The sequence below is a fragment of the Amycolatopsis sp. WAC 01376 genome, assembly GCF_003947415.1.
GTDB lineage: Bacteria > Actinomycetota > Actinomycetes > Mycobacteriales > Pseudonocardiaceae > Amycolatopsis.
In genome coordinates this window covers 135,182-153,778 of sequence record NZ_QHKL01000002.1, presented here as the reverse complement: position 1 = coordinate 153,778, position 18,597 = coordinate 135,182, and the positions used below count along the sequence as shown (strand labels likewise).

20 protein-coding genes and 1 tRNA gene are annotated in these 18,597 nt (G+C 68.3%); 12 read left to right on the top strand and 9 right to left on the bottom strand.

Annotation, left to right across the window (positions count from 1 at the left end):
• The first annotated feature begins 4 nt into the window (after positions 1-4).
• Both DMH03_RS09990 and DMH03_RS09985 read left to right on the top strand, forming a co-directional pair.
• Positions 5-805, top strand: coding sequence for an SGNH/GDSL hydrolase family protein (locus tag DMH03_RS09990; protein ID WP_125791745.1), 801 nt, complete (start codon positions 5-7; stop codon positions 803-805).
• Positions 784-1,344: a TetR/AcrR family transcriptional regulator gene (locus DMH03_RS09985; protein ID WP_125791744.1), complete on the top strand. Its 561-nt coding sequence runs from the start codon at positions 784-786 to the stop codon at positions 1,342-1,344. Before DMH03_RS09990 ends, DMH03_RS09985 begins: the two co-directional genes overlap by 22 nt.
• Here the strand turns inward: DMH03_RS09985 and DMH03_RS09980 are convergent.
• Positions 1,329-2,771: an NAD(P)/FAD-dependent oxidoreductase gene (locus DMH03_RS09980; RefSeq protein ID WP_125791743.1), complete on the bottom strand. Its 1,443-nt coding sequence runs from the start codon at positions 2,769-2,771 to the stop codon at positions 1,329-1,331. The genes DMH03_RS09985 and DMH03_RS09980 overlap by 16 nt on opposite strands.
• Before the next feature lie 94 nt (positions 2,772-2,865).
• Between DMH03_RS09980 and DMH03_RS09975 the strand changes: the two genes are divergently transcribed.
• From DMH03_RS09975 to DMH03_RS09950, 6 genes are all read left to right on the top strand, one after another.
• Positions 2,866-3,600, top strand: a complete 735-nt coding sequence (locus tag DMH03_RS09975; RefSeq protein WP_125791742.1) for a DUF2786 domain-containing protein — start codon at positions 2,866-2,868, stop codon at positions 3,598-3,600.
• An 82-nt stretch (positions 3,601-3,682) separates the two neighbouring features.
• Positions 3,683-4,438 carry a GNAT family N-acetyltransferase gene (locus DMH03_RS09970; protein ID WP_125791741.1) on the top strand — a complete coding sequence of 252 codons (756 nt, stop codon included), beginning with the start codon at positions 3,683-3,685 and terminating at the stop codon, positions 4,436-4,438.
• Between the two features lie 28 nt (positions 4,439-4,466).
• The gene (locus tag DMH03_RS09965; RefSeq protein ID WP_125791740.1) at positions 4,467-4,808 is read left to right on the top strand and encodes a metalloregulator ArsR/SmtB family transcription factor; all 342 of its coding nucleotides are present in this window, start codon (positions 4,467-4,469) and stop codon (positions 4,806-4,808) included.
• Positions 4,805-5,074: a hypothetical protein gene (locus tag DMH03_RS09960; protein ID WP_125791739.1), complete on the top strand. Its 270-nt coding sequence runs from the start codon at positions 4,805-4,807 to the stop codon at positions 5,072-5,074. The genes DMH03_RS09965 and DMH03_RS09960 overlap by 4 nt, the downstream gene beginning before the upstream one ends.
• A gap of 121 nt (positions 5,075-5,195) precedes the next feature.
• On the top strand, positions 5,196-7,376 hold the full coding sequence (locus DMH03_RS09955; protein WP_125791738.1) for an MMPL family transporter: 2,181 nt from the start codon (positions 5,196-5,198) through the stop codon (positions 7,374-7,376).
• A complete protein-coding gene (locus DMH03_RS09950) occupies positions 7,369-8,091 on the top strand; it encodes a bifunctional 2-polyprenyl-6-hydroxyphenol methylase/3-demethylubiquinol 3-O-methyltransferase UbiG (RefSeq protein ID WP_125791737.1) in 723 nt (240 codons plus the stop codon). Before DMH03_RS09955 ends, DMH03_RS09950 begins: the two co-directional genes overlap by 8 nt.
• On the opposite strand, the gene DMH03_RS09945 is transcribed toward DMH03_RS09950, so the two are convergent.
• Complete coding sequence (locus DMH03_RS09945) at positions 8,088-9,458, bottom strand: UTP--glucose-1-phosphate uridylyltransferase (RefSeq protein ID WP_125791736.1); 1,371 nt, start codon at positions 9,456-9,458, stop codon at positions 8,088-8,090. The two genes, DMH03_RS09950 and DMH03_RS09945, sit on opposite strands and share 4 nt — an antisense overlap.
• A gap of 31 nt (positions 9,459-9,489) precedes the next feature.
• A complete protein-coding gene (locus tag DMH03_RS09940) occupies positions 9,490-10,062 on the bottom strand; it encodes a 5-formyltetrahydrofolate cyclo-ligase (protein ID WP_125792857.1) in 573 nt (190 codons plus the stop codon).
• 218 nt (positions 10,063-10,280) lie between these two features.
• Between DMH03_RS09940 and glp the strand changes: the two genes are divergently transcribed.
• The 4 genes from glp (at position 10,281) to DMH03_RS09920 (ending at position 13,338) form a co-directional block, all read left to right on the top strand.
• Positions 10,281-11,552, top strand: a complete 1,272-nt coding sequence (gene glp, locus DMH03_RS09935) for a gephyrin-like molybdotransferase Glp (RefSeq protein WP_005155621.1) — start codon at positions 10,281-10,283, stop codon at positions 11,550-11,552.
• Entirely contained in the window at positions 11,552-12,223 is a 672-nt protein-coding gene (locus tag DMH03_RS09930; protein ID WP_125791735.1) for a GNAT family N-acetyltransferase, read from the top strand. Before glp ends, DMH03_RS09930 begins: the two co-directional genes overlap by 1 nt.
• Before the next feature lie 161 nt (positions 12,224-12,384).
• Positions 12,385-13,194, top strand: coding sequence for a gephyrin-like molybdotransferase receptor GlpR (gene glpR, locus DMH03_RS09925; RefSeq protein ID WP_125791734.1), 810 nt, complete (start codon positions 12,385-12,387; stop codon positions 13,192-13,194).
• A 71-nt stretch (positions 13,195-13,265) separates the two neighbouring features.
• Positions 13,266-13,338, top strand: a tRNA-Ala gene (locus tag DMH03_RS09920).
• Positions 13,339-13,536: 198 nt separating this feature from the next.
• On the opposite strand, the gene DMH03_RS09915 is transcribed toward DMH03_RS09920, so the two are convergent.
• The 6 genes from DMH03_RS09915 to DMH03_RS09890 form a co-directional block, all read right to left on the bottom strand.
• Entirely contained in the window at positions 13,537-15,756 is a 2,220-nt protein-coding gene (locus tag DMH03_RS09915; RefSeq protein ID WP_199748814.1) for a hypothetical protein, read from the bottom strand.
• 229 nt (positions 15,757-15,985) lie between these two features.
• Entirely contained in the window at positions 15,986-16,285 is a 300-nt protein-coding gene (locus tag DMH03_RS42510) for a hypothetical protein (protein ID WP_233611392.1), read from the bottom strand.
• A gap of 4 nt (positions 16,286-16,289) precedes the next feature.
• Complete coding sequence (locus DMH03_RS09905; RefSeq protein ID WP_125791733.1) at positions 16,290-16,619, bottom strand: hypothetical protein; 330 nt, start codon at positions 16,617-16,619, stop codon at positions 16,290-16,292.
• A 223-nt stretch (positions 16,620-16,842) separates the two neighbouring features.
• The gene (locus DMH03_RS09900) at positions 16,843-18,090 is read right to left on the bottom strand and encodes an MFS transporter (RefSeq protein WP_125791732.1); all 1,248 of its coding nucleotides are present in this window, start codon (positions 18,088-18,090) and stop codon (positions 16,843-16,845) included.
• Entirely contained in the window at positions 18,087-18,425 is a 339-nt protein-coding gene (locus DMH03_RS09895) for a VOC family protein (RefSeq protein ID WP_233611391.1), read from the bottom strand. Before DMH03_RS09895 ends, DMH03_RS09900 begins: the two co-directional genes overlap by 4 nt.
• Positions 18,426-18,430: 5 nt before the next feature.
• Complete coding sequence (locus DMH03_RS09890) at positions 18,431-18,589, bottom strand: CopG family transcriptional regulator (RefSeq protein ID WP_125782406.1); 159 nt, start codon at positions 18,587-18,589, stop codon at positions 18,431-18,433.
• Positions 18,590-18,597: the final 8 nt, after the last annotated feature.

Here is an 18,597-nt window from a genome sequence, read left to right as displayed (position 1 = left end):
CTGGATGGGCTACCAACGTTTCGTCGCGCTCGGCGACAGCTGCGCCGAAGGGCTGGCCGATCCGCATCCGTCGGGTGGCTTCTACCGCGGCTGGGCCGACTTCGTCGCGGCACGTCTCGCCGAGGAGGAGCCCGGTTTCCGCTACGCCAATCTCGCGGTCCGCGGCCGCAGGCTCGACCAGATCCACGCCGAGCAGACCGCGGCGGCGACCAGGCTCCGGCCGGATCTGATCGCGTTGTTCGGCGGCGGCAACGACGTGATGAGCCGCGGCTGGGACGCGCGCACGGTCGCCCGCCGCGTCGACACGGCCATCCGCGCCTGCACCGAGATCGCGCCGGTGGTCGTCACCTTCACCCTCAGCGACATCTCCCACCGCATGCCGATGGGTCACCGCATGCGCCCGCGCCTCACCGCGCTGAACGACGCCGTCCGCGAGGCGTCCGTCAGCTACGGCGCGACCCTCGTCGACCTGTGGCCGGACGACGCCGCGCACGATTCCCGCTATTTCGGCCCGGATCGGCTGCACCTGTCCGAACAAGGCCATCGCCGGCTGGCCGGGCACGTGCTCGGCAAACTCGGCGTCAGCCACGACCCGGCCTGGCTCGAACCGCTGCCCGGTTCGGCCGGGCGACCTGGCCTGCGCGCGGATCTGCGGTGGCTGACGCGGGAGGTCCTCCCGGTCGCGGTCACCCGTTTCCGCAACCGGCTCGTCGGCCGTCAGCCTGGCGACGGTTTCCTGCCGAAACGCCCCGAACTCCTGCCCGTCCACAAGGAGACCCGGTCGTGGGCGCCCGAACCCGCCTGATCGACACCGCGGCGAATCTGCTGGCAGAAGAGGGCGTCGGCGCCGTGACGCTGCGCGGGATCGCCAAGGCCGCCGGCGTTTCGCACGGCGCGCCGCTGCGGCATTTCCCCGGCCGCGCCGCCCTGCTTTCGGCGGTCGCCACCCGCGGCTACACCGAATTGCTCGATCGCGGCGCCGTCCTGCCGGACGGGACACCACGCGAACGGCTCATCGCGGCCTGCCACGGCTACCTCGATTTCGCGCTGGCCAATCCGGCGATGTTCGAGCTGATGTTCCGCCGCGACCTCATCGACGCGGACGATCCCGAACTCACGCGGGTGAGCAGCGCGGTGTTCGACTTCTTCGCCGCGATGGTCGCCGAACTGCAGGAAGGCGGCTGGCATCCCTCGACCGATCCGCGGCTGCTCGCGTCCTCGCTGTGGGCGTCGCTGCACGGACTCGCCCAGCTGTGGTTGTGGGGCGGGCTGGCCGGTGCGAGCTTCGCGCCGACACCGGAAAGGGCGCTGGCCGTTACGCTGGACGCCTACCTCGGGTCGTGAACCAGACGCTCGAAGTCCTTGCCCAGAACGGATTTCGCGGCATGCCAGCCACCCATCCCGTGCACGCCGGGCCCCGGCGCCGTCGCCGCCGAACACAGGAAGACGCCGCCGAGCGGGGTCCGATGTGGATTCCAGCGCGGGACCGGCCGTCCGAGCATCTGCCGCAGATCCACCGCTCCGGCGGCGACGTCACCGCCGGGATAGTTCGCGTTGTAGGCCTCGAGTTCCGGCGCGGTGACACAGCGGCCCGCCAGGATCGTGTCGGAGAACCCCGGCGCGAACCGTTCGATCCGCCGCCGGACGAGTTCGGTGGCGTCTCGCGGATCCCCGTGCGGCACATGGCAATACGCCCACACCGGCCGTTTGCCCGGCACCCCGCGGGACGGGTCGATCGCCATCGGATCGGAGACGAGCACGAACCGGTCTTCCGGATCTTCCCCGCGCACGATGGCGTTTTCGGCGGCGTACACCTGGTCGCGCGTTCCGCCGAGATGGACGGTGCCCGCCTTGCCGACCTCCGGTACCGCCCACGGAACCGGTTCGGACACCAGGAAATCGACCTTCGCCACGCCGGGTCCGTAGCGGTAGGACTCCAGCGCCTTCCGGTATCGCGGCGGCAGCAGGTCACGGGCGATTTCAAGGAAACCACGCGGGGCGATGTCGAGGATCACCGTGCGCGACTCCGCCAGCTGCCGCAGATCCGTGATCCGGCTGCCGGTGTGGATCCGGCCGCCGTGCGCGCGGACGTCGGCGTCGAGAGCCTCGGTGATGGCTTGGCTTCCGCCGCGGACGATCGGCCAGCCCGTCGAATGCGCGAGATGGCCGAGCAGGAGCGTCGCGCCCGCGGCGGCGAGCGAAGGCTGACGGCTCATCACATGCGCGGAGACACCGGAGAGCAGCGCGGGGGCTTCGGGGCCGGTGAACAGTCGCCGCTCCAACCCGGAAGCGAGCATCGCCATCCGGGCCGGGAGAAGGGCGGCGATCCGAGGGTCGCGGGGCGGATGGCGCAGGTCCCCGAGCAGCAGATCGGCCAGTTCACGGCTGTGCCGGGCCAGCGGTCCCAGCAAGCGGCGCCACCGCGGGCCGTCCGTACCGAGGGCATCACAGGTCCGGTCGAGATCTTCATAGGCGAGACCGGCCCGGTTACCGTCGAGCGGGTGCGCGTACGCGATCTCCGGCCGCAGGAGGTCGACTCCGTGCCCGGCGAGACCGAACCAGCGGAAGAAAGGCGACGCCGCCGCCAGCGGATGTCCGGTGGCGCAGATGTCGTGACGGACTTCGTCGTCGAACAGCGACGCCGTCCGCGTTCCGCCTCCGATCTCGCCCGCCGCTTCGTGCACTTCGACCGACAGGCCCGCCCTGACCAGCAAGACCGCCGCCGCGAGCCCGTTCGGGCCCGCACCGACCACCGACACGTCGATCGCCATACCGCCCCCTTGCCGGGATGCGGACATCCCGCCCGAATATTGTCGGACCTCTCTCCTAGATTGATCCGCTCCAACCCAATCAGGAAGGAGGGCCATGCCCGACCATGACACGCTGCTCGCGCGCGTCCGGAAACTCCTCGCGAAGGCGGAGGACCCGGCGGTCACCGAGGCCGAAGCCGAGTCGTACAACACCAAGGCCGCCGAACTGATCGCCAGATACGGCATCGATCAGGCGTTGCTGGCCGCTTCCGGGGCGACGGCGGACGAGATCACCCAGATCATGATCCCGATCGACAACCCGTACAGCCGGGACAAGGCGGGACTGCTCACGAACATCGCGCATCCGCTGCGCTGCCGGGCCCTGCTGCACCGGCTCGGCCAGTCGGTCACCGCGGTGACGGTGTTCGGCTTCCGCTCCGATCTGGAACGGACGGAACTGCTGTACACGAGCCTGCTGCTGCAGGCGACCACCCAGCTGACCCGGGTCCGCCCGGAGAACCGGGTGTTCGCGGGTGAATCCCTTGCCGCGTACCGGCGCACCTGGCTGCACGGGTTCTCCGGCGCGGTCTACGAACGGCTCCGCAACAGTGAGGACACCGCGGCCCGCACCCACACCACCGCGGCGGGCCATCGCTCCGCCGAACTGGTCATCCAGGACCGGACGGCGATGGTCAAACAGGCGTACGACGAGCAATACGGAGATCTGCGCTCGGCACCGCCGAGGCGGTTGTCCGGCAGCGGCTACCTCGACGGTCACTCCGCCGGCGAGCGCGCCAACCTCAACACCACCGGAATCACTGGACGGCGCCGCGCGCTGCCCGTACGCTGACCGGTCGCACCACCTCGCACGGATGAAGCCGTGCTCGAAAACCACCTCGTGAGAATCGCGTGTCCTCGGCTCTACTGAGGACATGATCGTGATCGAAGACCTGGCCACCCGGCCCGACCTGCGCCAGCCCGCGCTCGCCCTCGGCGGTGTCGGCGGCGAATTCCTCCAGCACGACCCGGCCGGTCTGCTGGCGAAGTCGTCCCACCTCGCCGCCCGCTGGCCGGAATACTTCCTGGTGCTGCTGGAAGACGATGTCCCGGTGGCGAGAGCGGCCGCCGTCCCGGTCGGCTTTCCGACGGCCGAACGCCCGGAACTGCCGGACCACGGCTGGGACGCCGCCTTGATCTGGGCCGCGGAAGATCTGCTGAGCACCCGTGAGACGAAGACACTGATCGCACTCGAAGTGATGGTCGCGCCAGGCCGTCGTGGCGGCGGCCTGGCCACAAAAGCGTTGGAAGCACTGAAAAAGCGCGCCTCGGAAACAGGTATGCGCAAGCTCGTCGTGCCGGTCCGCCCGGCCGGGAAGGAGAAGGCACCAAGACTGTCCTTTGAGGACTACATCGCCCGCCGTCGCCCGGACGGGCTACCGGAGGATCCGTGGCTGCGCACGCATGAACGGCTCGGCGCCCGGTTCGTGAAGGTGGCGCCCTTCGCGATGACGGTCACCGGCACCTTCGCCCAATGGAAAGCGTGGACCGGCGTCGAGCTCCGGGACGGCCTCACGGCCGTGCCGGGCGGGATCGCGCCGGTGCTCGCCTCCTCGGCACTGGACCTCGGCGTCTACGTGGAGCCGAACGTCTGGCTGGAGCACCTGGTAGATCAACCCGGCACCTGCTAGATTTCTTTGGCATGTGCAGGAGTGCGGCATGACCGCCACCGGACCGTCCGGCGACGAGCTGCTGCGGGTGCTGGGGGCGCTGGCGAATCCGCACCGGCTGCGGATCGTCGCGGCGCTGCGCGCGGAGCGCGCGTATGTGAGCCAGCTGGCGCGAGAGCTCGGCATCAGCCGGGCGCTGTTGCAGCTCCACCTGCGCAAACTGGAGGCGGCCGGGCTCGTGTCGGCCGCACTGGAGCTGTCGGAGGACGGGAAAGCGATGAAGTTCTACGAGGTGAATCCGTTCGTGATCGAGCTGAGCCCGGACACCATCGCCGCCGCGGCACCGACGCTGAGCACACCGGCAACCGGCGACGAGGGGGAGCGACCGTGAAGTGGCATCAATGGCAGGAAGTCGCCGGGCTGATCGGCATCTTCGTGTTCCTCACCGTGGTGATCACGGTGGTCGTATGGCAGTTCGGCGCGACCATCCGGGCCAGGGGCGCCCTCGCCCGCGAGCAGGAATACCGCAGGCTCGCCGAAAAAGCCGTCCAGGCGCAGGAAGAAACCGAACGCAAACTCACCGAACTCGACGGACGCCTCGCGGATTTGCAGAAGAGCGTGGGCACGGTCGAGCGGATCCTCAAGGAGGTCGACTAGACACGGCCTGATCACCGGTGAAAGACCCTGGGCCGCCGAGCGGCAACTCGACGGCCCAGGAAAGAAGAAGCAAAAACCTCGCCCGAGGCATCTCACTCCTTCACGCAAAGGACTGTAGTTCATGCTGCCCGAAAAGATCGCCGCCTGGTCTCTGAGGCACCGCGCGGTCACCCTCGTCGGCTGGGTCGCCCTCGTGGTCGTCGCCCTGCTGTCGGGAATGCTGCTGGACGGCGAAAGCCGGCGAAGCACCGATCCCGGCGAGTCCGGTCGCGCACAGACCGCTTTGAATGCCCAGGACGCCTTCGAACCGTTGCGCGAGAACGTTCTCGTCCAGGCGAAGGAGCCCGGCTCACGACCGTTCGCCACCGACGAGGAACTCCGGCGAGCGACCGAAGACCTGGTCACCACACTCACCCGATCCGGCTCCGTCATCGACGTCCGCTCACCGCTGGCCACCGACGGTGCCGAGCGGATCTCGGCCGACGGCGCGTCCGGCCTCGTCGGCTTTTCGATCGCGGGCGGCGAGGAAGACATCCGCCCGAACTTCGAAACCGCGTCCGCGCTGGTCGACGAGGTCGCTTCCCGGCATCCGTCGGTCCGGTTGGGCCAGTCCGGGGATCTCAGCCTGTCGACCGTGGTCGACAAGGGCATCCGGGAGGACGTGAAGCGGTCGGAACTCCTTTCGCTGCCACTGACGCTGGTGATCCTGCTGATCGTCTTCGGCGCGCTGGTCGCGGCCTCGGTGCCGTTGCTGCTGGCGGGCACGACCGTCGCGGCGACGTTCGGTTTCCTGTCCGTCGTCGACGACTTCACCCCGATCAACGGCGCGACCACGGTGATCACCCTGCTCATCGGGATGGCGGTCGGCGTCGACTATTCGTTGTTCTTCCTGAGGCGGCAACGGGAAGAACGCGCACGCGGCCACTCCGTCGACGACGCGATCCGCATCGCGGCGCGGACCTCCGGGCACGTCGTTGTCGTCTCGGGCGTCACGGTGGTCCTGTGCGTGAGCGGGTTGGTGTTCACCGGACTCGACAACTTCACCGGTCTCGCGATCAGCACAGCGTTCGTGGTCGGGCTGGCCGTGCTCGGCGCGGTCACCGTTCTGCCGGCACTGCTCTCGCTGCTGGGTGACAAGGTCGATCGCGGCCGGATTCCCTGGCTGGGCAAGCGCCGCACCGCCGCGGAGAAGTCACGGTTCTGGTCCGCGACGGCCCGCGTCGTCACCCGGCGGCCGTCGCTGTGGGGCGGACTCGCGGTGGCGCTGCTGATCCTGCTCACGCTGCCCGCCCTCGGCATGCGGCTGCAGGATCCGACACCGGCGGAGAGCCTGCCGCGGTCGGTCGCGACGATCGACGTCGCCGTCCGCACCCAGGAAGCCTTCCCGGGAGCCGTCTATCCCGCAATGGTGGTGCTGACGGCCGAGAACGGCGGCCCGGTCGACAGCCCGGCGTTGCGGTCGGCGATCACGGATCTCGACCGGCGGATCGGGGAGACCTCCGGTGTGCTCAACAAACCCGTCACGGTGGCGAACGTCGACGACGCCGTGGTCGTCCGGGTCCCGCTGTCCGGCGCGGGCCGCGACGCGGAAGCCGATGCCGCGCTGGCGAAACTGCGCACCGAGGTACTCCCGCGGACGATCGGCGAAGTGGACGGCGTCGAGTTCGCGGTTTCGGGCCGCACGGCGAGCGCCCGCGACTTCGCCGACCGAGTCGTCGAGCGGATGCCGCTGGTGTTCGGGTTCGTCCTGCTGGCGGCGTTCGTGTTGCTGCTGCTGGCTTTCCGGTCCGTGGCGGTGGCGCTCGGGTCGATCCTGCTGAACCTGCTGTCGATCGGCGCGGCGTACGGCGTGCTCACCTGGATCTTCCAGGACGGCCATTTCGCTTCCCTGCTGGGATTCACCCCGTACGGCGGGGTCGTCGGCTGGCTGCCGATGTTCATGTTCGTCCTGCTGTTCGGGCTGAGCATGGACTACCACATCTTCATCCTCAGCCGGATCCGCGAACACCGGGCCGAAGGCGCCGTCACCGCGATCGTCCGCGGCACCGGCACCAGCGCGGGAGTGATCAGCGGAGCGGCGGTGATCATGGTCGGCGTGTTCAGCGTCTTCATCACGCTGAGCGCGATCGAGTACAAGATGATGGGCGTCGGGATGGCGGTCGCCGTGCTGATCGACGCCACGCTGGTCCGCGGCGTGCTGCTGCCCGCTTTCCTGACGGTGCTGGGAGAACGGGCCTGGCGGCGCGACGGTAAATCCGTGGCCCCCGAACGCGTCCCGGAACTATCGTCGCCGAATGCCTGACGCGCTCTTCGCCCACGCCCGGCTCGCTCCGATCTACGACGCCTTCGACGGCGCTCGCGACGACCTGGACCACTACCTCGCCATCATTGGCGAACTCGGGGCGAAGAGAGTGCTCGACGTCGGCTGCGGCACCGGCTGTCTGGCGGTTCTCCTGGCCGAGCGTGGGATCGAGGTCGTGGGGGTCGATCCGGCCGAGGCGTCGCTGGAGATCGCGAAGGCCAAGGACCCGGAAGGGAAGATCACCTGGATCCACGGCGACGCGAAGGACGTGGGCGCGGCGGGCGCCGATCTCGCGGTGATGACCGGGAACGTGGCACAGGTCTTCCTGACCGACGGCGAATGGCGCCGGACGCTCGAAGGCGTCCGCACCGCGTTGGTGCCCGGTGGTCACCTGGTGTTCGAGATCCGGCGCCCCGGTCGCCGCGTGTGGGAGGACTGGGCCGCGGACACCGCGCACGACATCATCGACGTTCCCGGCGTCGGCGAGGTCGAGCAATGGCGTGAGGTCACCGAGGTGGACCTCCCGTTCGTGTCGTTCCGGTACAGCTACCGGTTCGCCGACGGCGAGGTCGTCACCTCGGACTCGAAGCTGTGGTTCCGCGAACGTGAAGATCTCGAAACCTTGCTGGCCGAACACGGCTTTCGCGTCCTGGACGTCCGGGACGCCCCCGACCGTCCAGGACGCGAGTACGTGTTCATCGCCCAGCGGGCCTAGAGGACTTCGCCGTCCGGAACGGTTTTCGGACCGGTGATCTTCACGTCGCCGCGGACGACGACGTTCTTCCCGAAGGTGACGTCGCCGTCCACCGAGAGGCTCGTGCACTCCTTCAGCGAAGGGGCGGAAGGGATCCGCGCGTCGAAGTCCGGCAGAAGCTTGTAGAACTCCTTGCTCAGCGACACGAACGGCGGGGTGGTGAACTCCGGGATCATCTCCCCGCCCTCGTCGAGCACGTACGCGTCGGACCGGACGACGAGCAGGTCGTCGGTGGTCTTCACCGGCGCGAAGCGGCTCCGCGGGATCTCGATGGCCCGCGCGCCCTCGACCGAGCCGATCGCCGCGCCCATCGCCGTCTCGAGCTGGATCACCGGCGTACTGGCCGAATCGGCCGGATCGACGGTCTTCCGGTTCACGATCAGCGGCAACTGCGGTGCGGCCGGGTCGGCGTCCTGCAGGGCTTTCAGCCGTTCGAGGTCGACCCAGATGTTGTTGGTGTTGTAGAAACGCCATTTGCCGACGTCGCCGAACGAGTCGTCGCCGTCGGGAACCTGCGCGGACTCACGCAGCACGATCCGGCCCGCGCGCCGCGCGAGGTGCCCGCCCTTGCGGTCGGCCGCGGTGCCGAGCACGGTCTCCATCGCGAACGGGACGTTCTCGCTCGCGAGCCACGCGGCGATCCGCGCGTCCGGCAGCGCGCCGAGGTTGTCGGCGTTGGACACGAAACACCAGCGGATTCCCTCCGCCAGCAGCGTTTCGAGCATCCCGCTCACCGCGAGCGCGATGTAGATGTCGCCGTGTCCCGGCGGGCACCATTCCAGTTCCGGGTTCGACGGCCATTCGGCGGGCCGCCCGTCAGCGGTGATCTTCGGTTCGCGGCCCTGCAGGAAGTCGGCCGGGATGACGTCGTCGGCGAGATCGGGGTACTTCTTCAGCAACTCCAGCGAAGGCTCGCGGGTGCCCGCCGAATTCATCAGGATCAGCGGAAGCCGCGCGTTGTACTTCTCGCGGGTGGAAAGCACCTGCATGGCGATGACGTCGAGGAACGTCTTCCCCGGCTTGATCTCCAGCAGCGACTTCGGTCCGGTGAGCCCCATGCTCGTGCCCAGCCCGCCGTTGAGCTTCAGGACGGCGGTGCGGTCCAGCACCCGGCGCGCTTCTTCGGCGTCCGGCTCGGGCAGGTCGACGAGCCTGCTGATGTCCTCGAGAGGTTCGAGTTCGTTTCCCGGCAATTGACCGGCGCCGGGTTCGGACAGCTGCTCGAGACGCCTTCGCAAGGCAGCCAGCTCCATGGCGTGGGCCCCCGCGGAACGCATTTTCGACAGCGTTTCGGCGAACTGATCGGACAGGTGCGCGTCAGAGCTCATTGTGCCCTTTCTGAACCACTGCGTCGGGGCGTCAGTCTATTACCGGTCTTGGCGCCAGGCCGTGCTCCGGGGTCAGTACCCCGGTCATGCGGACGTCATGCGGTTCCGCGGGCAACTCACGCACGAGTTCGGCGTCCCGGACGACGGCGATCAGCGCCGCACCGGGCGCCGCGAAGGCGAGCGACCGGTCGTAATAGCCGGCGCCCCGGCCCAGCCGGACGCCTTGATCGTCGACGGCGAGCGCGGGGATCAGCACCAGATCGGCCGTCCCCAGCGTGTCGGGACCGAGGCGGCGCCCCGTCGGTTCGAGCAGCCCGCGCAGCCGGCCGGGCCCGAGGCTCGGCGGGCCTTCGTAGACGGCCCACTCCAGCGGCCCCGGCGCTTCGGGGACGATCGGCAGCAGCACACGTTTCCCCAGGTCGAGAAGTTGATCAAGCAGTCCCGTCGAGCCCGGTTCGGTACCGAACGGGACGTAGGCGCAGACGACCTCGCCCGGCAGCCGACCGGCCGCGATGGTGAGCGCCGAGGCCTCCCGCAGCCGCTCTTCCGCCACCTGCGAACGTCGTTCGGCGGTTATCCGGGAACGCCACTCCGCTTTGCTCAGGTGTTCATTGCCAGGCTCGACCACGCGGTCAGGTTAGGCTTCACGCCTATGACAGGCGCAGCGACCACCCCGGCGGCACGGACCACGAGGAGCTTGCCCGATCGGGCGATTTCCGCGGCTTCGGACCGCATCACTCCTGGTAACGGTGGTGAACTTCAGTTCACCGACGGGCCTTCATCGCGTGCCTGGTCGAACGAACGGATCGAGATCCCCCAGTCATGACGGAGCCCATCGCCGAAGCGGCAGAGACCGAAGACGCGGGACAGTTCCGTTCCGTCGAGGATCAGATCGCGCTGACCCTGGACGCCGCGGTACGCCCGCGTCCGGTCCGGGTCGCCATCTCCGAGGCCCAAGGCCTCCTGTGCGCCGAAGAGGTCGTCGCCGAACACGCACTGCCCGGTTTCGACCAGGCGGCCGTCGACGGTTACGCGGTACGAAGCGTCGATGTCCGCACCGCGGGCCAAGAGCCGGTGCAGCTGCCGGTGGTCGGCGAGATCGCGGCCGGTTCCCGCCAGCCGCGGCGGCTACAGCCGGGCCAGGCCGTGCGGGTCGACACCGGCGCGCCGCTGCCGACGCTCGCCGACGCCGTCGTCCCGACCGCCTACACCGACGGTCACCAGGCCAAGGTCACCGTGCACAAGTCCGTGCCGTCCGCGGGCTACGTCCGCCGGACCGGCGAGGACGTGCAGATCGGCGACGTCGCCGTACGCAAGGGCGACACCATCGGCTCGGCCCAGGTCGGCCTGCTCGCCGCGGTCGGCCGGGCGAAGGTCCTGGTCTACCCGCGGCCGCGGGTTTCGATCGTGTCGGTCGGCGACGAACTGGTCGACATCGACCGGACCCCGTCGGTCGGGCAGGTCTACGACGTCAACTCCTACGCGCTGTCCGCCGCCGCGCGCGACGCGGGCGCCGAGGTGAGCCGCGTCGGCATCGTCCCCGGCGATCCGAAACGGCTGCGCGAGATCGTCGAAGGCCGCCTGCTGATGTCGGAGATCGTCGTCGTCGCGGGCGGCGCCGGCGGAAGCGCGGGCGACGAGGTGCACGCGGCGCTGTCCGACCTCGGCCACATCGACATGACCCGCGTCGCCATGCATCCCGGTTCGGTGCAGGGGTTCGGCAGGCTCGGCCCCGATTCGGTGCCGACGTTCCTGATCCCCGGCAACCCGATGAGCGCGCTGGTCGTGTTCGAGGTCCTGGTCCGCCCGCTGATCCGCGCCGCGCGCGGCACCCGCAACCCGCATCGCCGGATCGTCGGCGCGCGGCTGCTCTCCCCGATCACCTCGACCAAGGGCCGCAAGGGTTTCCTGCGCGGGCAACTCCTGCGCGACGAGGGCAACGGCGAGTACCTGGTGCAGCCGCTCGGCACCTCCGGCGCCCATCTGCTGGCGTCACTGGCCGAGGCGAACTGCCTGATCAACATCGACGAAGACCTCACCGAGGTCGCCGCGGGCGAGCAGGTCAAGGTGACCTTCCTGGCCCAGCGGGCGTAATGGGCGCACCGATTTCCGGCGTCGCTTATCCGATCGAGAGCAGGCATCCTGGCTGGCCCGCGAAACTGGGGCCGCTCCGGGTGCCCGCCGGGATCCTCGCCGTCCGGCCGATCCGGCTACGGGACGCCGGCGAGTGGAGCCGTGTCCGGCTGCGGGATCGCGGCCACCTCGAAATGTGGGAACCGACCGGTGTCGGGCCGTGGCCGGACCGCAACGCGTACTGGTCGTGGCCGTCGCAATGGCTGGCTCTGCGCGGACTGGCCCGGCGCGGTCAATGTCTCCCGTTCACCATCACGGTGGATGGACGCTTCGCCGGGCAGATCACTGTGGGTAACGTCATCCGGGCGTCACTCCGATCCGCCTGGATCGGCTACTGGGTGTCATCGGACATCGTTCGCGGCGGCGTCGCGACCGGCGCCGTAGCCCTCGTCACCGACCACGTCTTCGACTTCGGCGGGCTACACCGGCTCGAGGCCACCGTCCGCCCCGAAAACACCGCCAGCCTGCGGGTTCTCGCCAAAGCAGGGTATCGCCAAGAAGGTCTTTTCGAGCGATATCTCGATGTCGCGGGCGGCTGGCGCGACCACTTCTGCTACGCCGTCACCAAGGAGGAAACCGGTGACGGACTGGTGTCGCGGCTCGTCGCGAAGGGCCTCGCGGAGCGCGTTTGACCCCGTCACCGGGTCGTTCCGGTGACCGCGTTACCACAAGCTGTGAGATTCACCTAATTTGGTGATGCATTTTCCGTGATCGAAACCGGCGAGTCTGCGCGGCGTGTGTGACTGTTGTGGCTAGCGTGACTACAGCAGTGGATCGGGGGAGGTGACGGGAGATGCCCAGTTCGGTGATCATCGTCGCGCTCGCAGCGGCATGGCTCGTCGTTCTCGTGCCCATGGTCGCCCGCAAGCGCCAGCAGGTCGCACGGACGACGGACTCGGCCTTGGCGGCGCGAGTCGTGCGGAGCGGGAGCACACGCCACGAGGGACCGGAGGAGTTCGCGATGGCGGAGAACACGGAACCATCGGTAGAAGACGACCTGGCCGAACTCGAGGCGGAGCTCGACGCCGACCTCGAAGACGAGGAGCCGGAAGCCGAACCGCTTCCCCAGCCCTCGCACGCGGCCCGTCCCGAAAGAGAACGCCAAGGCGCCGGCTACCGGCCGGGCCGGGGCGGATTCGACCCGGAGGCGGCGGATATGGCCGCCCGCGCCAAATACGCGTTCCGGCAGCGGGTCGTCATCGCGCTCCTGGTGCTGGTCGTCACCACCGCGGCCGTCGCCGGCTTCCTGACCCCGACGGTCTGGTGGGCGAACGGTGTCGTCGACGCGGGCCTCATCGGCTACCTCGCGTACCTGCGCCGCCAGGTCCGCATCGAAAACGAGATCCGGCAGCGCCGCCTCGCCCGCTTCAACAACACCCGCGCCCCGCGCCGCCCGGAGACCGCCGACGACGAACCCCACGAGTCCCACGAGGACGTCGAGGTCGTCGCCGCCGAACGCCCGGCCGTCGTGGAGCGCAAACCGTCCCCGATGTCCCGCCTCCGGCGCCAAGCCGTCGTCGTCGACCTCGACGACGAGGATCCGGCCTTCCACGAGCTCGACGAGCCCGGGACCAGGCCTTTCCGCCGGGCCGCCGGAGAGTGACCCCCGGATTTTGGGGCTCCATGAGCCACTGATAGGCTCATGGAGCTCCAAATGAGGGGCAAGTTTCACCAGGGGCTGTAGCGCAGTTGGTAGCGCGTCTCGTTCGCATCGAGAAGGTCAGGGGTTCGATTCCCCTCAGCTCCACTCTCTCAGAACCCCTTCAGATCGGCTGTTTCAGCTGTTCGGAGGGGTTTCTTGACGTTCGGCGTCGATCTTGCGTGATCGTCTCCGCTGGTGACTGTGTGCCCCAACCCGGCCTGCCGGCCCTCACGATGGCTAAAGCTCGTGCAGTGTTCCGGGCGGTTAAGAGCTGCCCGGAACACTGCACGAGTCAGTCAGGGGTCACACGCGACAGGGGTTTCCGCCGGGGTGGCCCGCGGTGGCTTCGACATTGGCCTTGGCCTCACCGATCACCACGTCGGTGAGCGGGGTGTCCAGCACGACCGCTTGTTGGGTAACGCTTGTCGCGGTCGTCACGGTGCTGTTGAGCCGCAGCGAGCCGACCACCAGCGGGATCGTCAGTGGCGCACTGCCCACCGCCACCGAAAGCCCGTTGATCTTCAGGCTGGCGATGCTCGACGAACCGGCCAGCGACGGCACCAGCCCACCCGGTCCGACGACACAGGTCGCCGTCGCCGTGGATCTGATCACGCCCAGTTCGATCGTCACCAGCGGGACGACCGCGCCGGCGGTGACCTTCGAGGACTCCACTCTCGCCTCCGCGAAGGCGTTGTCACCGGCAGCGGGTGGCGATGCGGCGAGACTATCGGGTGTCTGGTCGGTCCTGGCGTCGAGCACGTTCAGCCGGACACCGACGATACCGGCGTTCAGGTTCACGTTCGCCAGGTTCTGATGATCGTCGGCACACGGCACGTCCGCCGGGTTCGCCCTGGTCACAATCAACCCGGCCAGGTTGAGAACCGTTGCCTGGCACGAGAAAACGCCGGTCCGATCCGAAGTCCGGATCCGCAGGTCGGACAGGATCGGGCTGGCCCCGCTGGGACTCGCCTTCAACGTCGCACGTGCCTCGATGTAGCGCCCGGTCATGGTGAACTGAGCGCCATTGCCGACCGCCGCAAACGGCTCGGCGGCCAGCCCTGCTTCGGTGTCCGAGGTACGCGCCTCGACGGTGATGCTGGTTCCCGCCGGGACACTGCCCTGCGGCTCGGTGTTCCAGGTGATCTTGCCCCAGGTCTGGCCCGCGACGCCGCCATCCTGGACGGCGGACCAGGTGCCCTGCGGCGCGGTGATCTCACCGAGCACGGACCCGGTCATGTCGCTGTAGTTGTACGGACCCGCGCCCGCACCGAGGTCGACGGTCAGGTCGACCGCGCCGACCGGGACCCCGCCACCGCCGATCGGCCCGGCGGCCGGGTCGATACGCTGGGCGTTGTTGGTGTTGAGGTTCGTGACCCACACCTTGCCGTTGCTGTCCACCGCGACTCCGGTCGGACCGGCACCGCCGGGCAGCGCCACATTGCCCACGAAAGTACCGTCGGTGCGGAGATGCCCGACCGTGGTCTGCGGCCCGAGTATCGAATGCGCGACCCACACGTTCCCGGCCCTGTCCGCGGCGACACCCTGTGCGTACTGGTTGCCGTGCGGGAAAGTACCGAGCACGGTGCCCGCCGGCGACATCTTGACCACTGCGGATCGGTCAACGGTGGAGTGCCAGATCTCGCCGGTGTTCGGGTCCATGCCGAGCCCGTAGTCACCGTGCGAGGTGCCGAGACAGGAACCGGCGCCGGTTCCCGGTTCGTAGCGCAGCAGGTTGTTGCCGAAGCGCGCGGACCACAGCGTGCCCGCCTTGTCGATCAGTCCGCCGTACCCGCCGCAGCCGAAGTTGATCTGGGAACCCGCCACGGGATCCCCGGACGTTCCCATCAGCTTTTCGTGATCGTTGTCGGCTCCGCCGGTCCACAGGTCGTTGTTGGCGTCGACGGCGACCGTCCTGGTGTTCGTGCCGGTGACACGGGTGTAGTTGATAATGCATTCATCGGCCGCCGTGCTGACGCCACCATTGTCGTTGACACCACCGGCGTTGGTCCATGGCCGGATGTCGCCGAGACCACGGGTGGTGGCGTACAAGCCGTCCTGGTCCCGGTCGTCACAGGTGTTGTACCCGAATGGGCCCTTGAGATAGTCACCGACCGGATTCGGCGTGCCGTCGGCATTGCTGCGCGTGCCGCCCTGAATCACGCCGATCCTGGTCACGGAGCCTTTTCCGCCGGCACTTTCCTCGCGGTTCGACAACCAGGTATTGCCGAATTTGTCGACCGTCGTGCGGGACGGGTTGTGCCCGCGACCACTGGGCGCCGATGTCCATTCCCCGACGATCGCGCCGGTGTTGACGTCGATGCGGACCATCGTTCCCCTGGCCGAAGCCGCGACATTGACGTACGGGAAGAACACCGTCGACCTGTTGAGCTGCAACTGGTTGTTGTTGGGCGCGTCGTGATTGACGTCCTGCAGTACCCCGTTGTCGAAATCGGCGTCCGTCGTATAGAGGACGTTCTTTCCCGCGACCGGCGCAGCCGCAGCGATACCGGGCAGCTGCGTCACCACAAGCGCTGCGGTCAGCGCTAGAACGTTGACCGCACGGATAAATCTTCGAGATCGTTGGCGCATCGCTAAGTCCCTCCCGAACAATACAGGTGCCCACGTCGTCGTGGATGCCCATCAGGAGTCGCAGGACGTATCAGACATGTTACCCGATGCGATCTACGAACATTTATTTCCAAATAGGACAAATACACAAACCGGGTCGGCCGAATGGCATTCGGGTGGCGCACTACGGCAAACTGATGAAGGGCCTCGGCAGTGTTCGCCGTTCGATGCCGAACCAGTCACCAAGCCCGTACACCGTCTCGCCGGACCGGTAGCCGGCGATCAGCTGCTCGACTTGATCGGCACGGAGTTGCCGGACGCGGCGGGGACGGTCGCGTTTGATCGACGACGGCTCGGGCGTATCGAGGCTGGGAAGCTTCTCGCGGAGCTCTTCCAGGACTCTGACTTGATCTTTTTCTCGAGTAAGCAACCCTAAGGCCCACAGCAGGTCAAAGACCCTTCCCAGGGTTATAGGAAGGACCATTTTGCTACCCGTACAGCCGCGAAGTACTGCAGCGGATCATGGCAAGCTGATCTGACGAAATCTCCGTGTAGATCTCCATCGTGACCGCGAACTGAGCGTGCCGGAGAATGCGCATCGCGACTCGAGGGTGCACGTCGAGATCCACCAGCAGCGACCCGCAGGAACGGCGCCGCCATGCACACTGATGTACCGGACGCCCGCCTTCCTCCATCACGTCGCCCACGACCGGAGAAAAGTTGCGCGGCTCGATCAGCGTGCCCTGCTCGGACGTGAACACGAGCCCGCTGTCCAGCCAGGTGTCTGCCTTCTCCTTGTCCCTCCCCCGACGCTCCACAGCCGCAGCTTCAACGCAGCTGCGGCGATGTCGATCAGGGACATGATGTCGGTCGGCGCCTTCACTTGGCGATGCAGGCACTTCCCTGGCTCCTCCCAGCTGTCAGGCGTATGCACGAGCACCAGCCTCCGAGGGACGCGTCGACTCGACAGCACGCCCCCGGATTACCGGTCGGTACCGCTTCGCGCGGGAATCCCTCTGAGTAACACCGAAGCGGGATAGTTCACCTCGCTGCGAACGCGGCCGCCGCCAAAGCGGCCGCGAAAAGCGCGTACGAAGCAAGCAGCCCAGTGCCCGAAGAGCTCAAGGTGCCACCGACGGCCCGCCCCAGCAACTGCCCGACGCATTCCGCGCTGATGACGGCGGTCGCCAGTTCCGCGGCGGTGAAATCGCTCGCGCCCGCGGTCGTGGCTCTGAGGTACAGGCCCGGATAGGCCAATCCGATGCCGATTCCGGCGACGGTCCAGGCGATGAGTGCTACGGCGAACGAACCGCCAAAGGCGACGACAGCAGTGCCGAGGGCCGTCAGGCTCAAGCCCACGACGGGAAAGCGCGCCGAGGGGAACTTCGCGGCCACCAGGCTGGTCACCGCCCAGCCGAGCGGGGCGGCGCTCAGGACGATCGCCGCCTGGCCGAGGCTCACCTGGAGCTCGCTCGTCAGAAGCACGGTGATCAGGCTGTCCGCGCCGAAATACCCGATCGCGAACAGCACCATCGCGCCGAGCGCGGCCGGGGTTCCGGGCCGCAGTCGCGCGGTGCCGGGAGGCAGGATCGCGATCATCCCGGCGACGGTGATCGCCGCCCCGGCGAGCGCGAGCGGCCAGAAGCCGTTGCTGAACACGACAAGTGCCGCTCCGAGCGGCACCGACAACGTCCGCAGCAAGGGCCGGGGCGCGTCGTCGCGTGTGTCGTCGCGGGCGGCGCGTACGACCAGCAACCGTCCGAAAAGGACGAACGGCACCGGCAGCAACAGGGTCCACCGCCAGCCGACGAGCCGTTCCAAGCCCAGGGTCGCCGCGGGGCCTGCCAGGGCGGGCACGATCCACATCGCCGAGGACGCCGCGATCACGCGGATCCGCAGCCGGTCATCGAGATGCCGGATCGCCGAGCTGACACCGAAGATCGCCAGCAGGCCGCTGGCGAGCCCGGCGGAGAACTGGCCGAGGGCGAACATCCACGCTGTCCGCGACATCGCGGCCAGGAAGAGCCCGCCGAGATAGGCGATCATCCCGATGGCGAGAGTGCCGCGCGGGCCCAGGCGGGCGAGAACCCGGCTCGCCAGGGGAAGTGCGACGAAGAGTCCCAGCGTCGAGCCGGCGATCAGGAGCCCGAGGTCACTCCTCGCGTCGAGATCGCCGGCGACGACGGGCAGCAGGGTGGAGGCGACGAATCCGGTGACGGCCGCCGCGAACTCGAGTGCGACGATGCCGACCGCGAGGAACAGCGGACTCGCGCGCCGGGTTCCGATCACGTGTAGAGGTCTCGGTCGTACCGGTTGAGCTGCACCCAGACACCGTCGGGATCCTGGACGCGCATCGAATGCCCGAAGCCTTCGTCCATCGGCGGACCCGGCTCGAATCCGGCGGCCCGCAGGCGCTCCGCGACGTCTTCCAGGGGTTCGTCGACTTCGAAGGCCAGTTCGCATCGGCCCACGTCGTCGCCGGTCGACCGGTGAATGGCCAGCATCCCGCCCTCAGCGGGCATCTCGACCCAGCCGCCGGGGCGCGACACCGGCCCGACCCGCAGGCCGAGTACCTCGTAAAACCGCGTCATCGCCTCGACGTCCGAGCTGTACCGGATCGGCATAACCTTCATCGTGCGCGTTCCTCACTGGTCCGCAGGTACTCCTCCAGCACCCGTTCGACGAACGACGAAAGCGATTCGTCGGCGTCGACGGACGCGTGCTTCACCCGCTTGATGAGGTCGTTCGGCAGATAGACGTTGAATTGCCGTTTGGCGACCTGGGTCATGCTCGCAT